The organism is Streptosporangium sp. G11, from assembly GCF_051192615.1.
In the GTDB taxonomy this organism is placed as follows: domain Bacteria; phylum Actinomycetota; class Actinomycetes; order Streptosporangiales; family Streptosporangiaceae; genus Streptosporangium.
Genome location: NZ_JBPJUQ010000288.1, coordinates 1 through 1,387 on the forward strand (window position 1 = coordinate 1; position 1,387 = coordinate 1,387).

Annotated in this window: 1 protein-coding gene; it reads left to right on the top strand. The window is 67.1% G+C overall.

Going from position 1 to position 1,387, the window contains the following annotated elements; genetic code table 11:
* Positions 1 to 52 precede the first annotated feature (52 nt).
* Positions 53 to 1,174, top strand: coding sequence for an IS701 family transposase (locus ACSDR0_RS50590; RefSeq protein ID WP_435296131.1), 1,122 nt, complete (start codon positions 53 to 55; stop codon positions 1,172 to 1,174).
* The last annotated feature ends 213 nt before the right edge of the window (positions 1,175 to 1,387 follow it).

Sequence of the window (1,387 nt, forward strand, 5' to 3'; positions counted from 1 at the left end):
TACTGCAACGGCGCTTGCGCGGATAGATCGGTTTGCCGATCATTTATGTCTCGTGACGGTTGTAGATCTTGAGGCGTGGTCGGTTGGGCTGGCGGAGCTGCATCAGCGGATCGCGGGACGGTTTGCCCGAGCCGAGCCGCGGGATCGGGTGCTGGCCTATGTACGGGGTCTGCTGGCGGGCCTGGAGCGTAAGAACGGGTGGACGCTGGCGGAGTTCGCCGGTCAGGTCAGCCCGGACGGCATGCAGCGGCTGCTGCGGACTGCGGGCTGGGACGCCGATGCGGTCCGCGATGACCTGCGCGACTACGTGGTGGACCGGCTCGGAGACCGTGGCGGTGTCCTGATCATTGACGACACCGGGTTTCTGAAGAAGGGCGTGCGCTCGGCCGGGGTGCAGCGGCAGTACTCCGGCACGGCGGGCCGGACCGAGAACTGCCAGATCGGCGTGTTCCTGGCCTACGCCACGGCGCACGGCCGGGCGTTGATCGACCGGGAGCTGTACCTACCGGCCTCCTGGACCGATGACCGCACCCGCTGCCGGCAGGCGGGCGTGCCTGATCACATACCGTTCGCCACCAAGCATCAGCTGGCCAAGACCATGCTCACCCGGGCGCTGGAGGCCGGGGTGCCGTTTCGCTGGTTCACCGCTGATGAGGCTTATGGCCAGGCCAAGAGCCTGCGGTTCTGGCTGGAACAGCGCGATGTGTTCCACGTGCTGGCCACCCGGCGCAATGACAGCGTCATCAGCATGGCTTTGCGTGATGAACGGGTCGATGAACTGGTCGCCGCCCTACCCGCGCAGGCCTGGCGGCGACGCTCCTGCGGCCCCGGTGCGCACGGCCAGCGCCGCTATGCCTGGGCGCGCGTGGCGATCCGCCCCTGGCGCGAGGCCGGCCGCGGTCACTGGGTCCTGGCCCGCCGCTCCCTGACCGACCCGGCCGAGATCGCCTACTACGTCTGTTACGGCCCGGCCCGCACCACTCTCGATGAGCTCCTGAAAGTCGCCGGATCCCGCTGGGCCGTCGAGGAGTGCTTCCAGGCGGCCAAGAACGAGACCGGCCTGGATCACTACCAGGTGCGCACCTACACCGGCTGGTATCGGCACATCACCTTGTCGATGCTGGCTCATGCCTACCTGGCCGTCACCGCCGTTGGCGTAAAGGGGGCCATCTGAGCGGCAGCGCCGATACCCCACCAGGCGATCATGATCTCATCCCGTTGACCGTCAACGAAACCCGTCATCTGTTGGCCCAGCTTCTCCTGCAGCCCGTACATGCAGTTGACCATGTTCTCGGGTGGTCACGCTGGCGCCGCCGACGACAAGCCCAAGCTCGACGCTCCCACTACCGAAGACGCGGCCACACCACCCTCTAAACGCCGTTGCAGT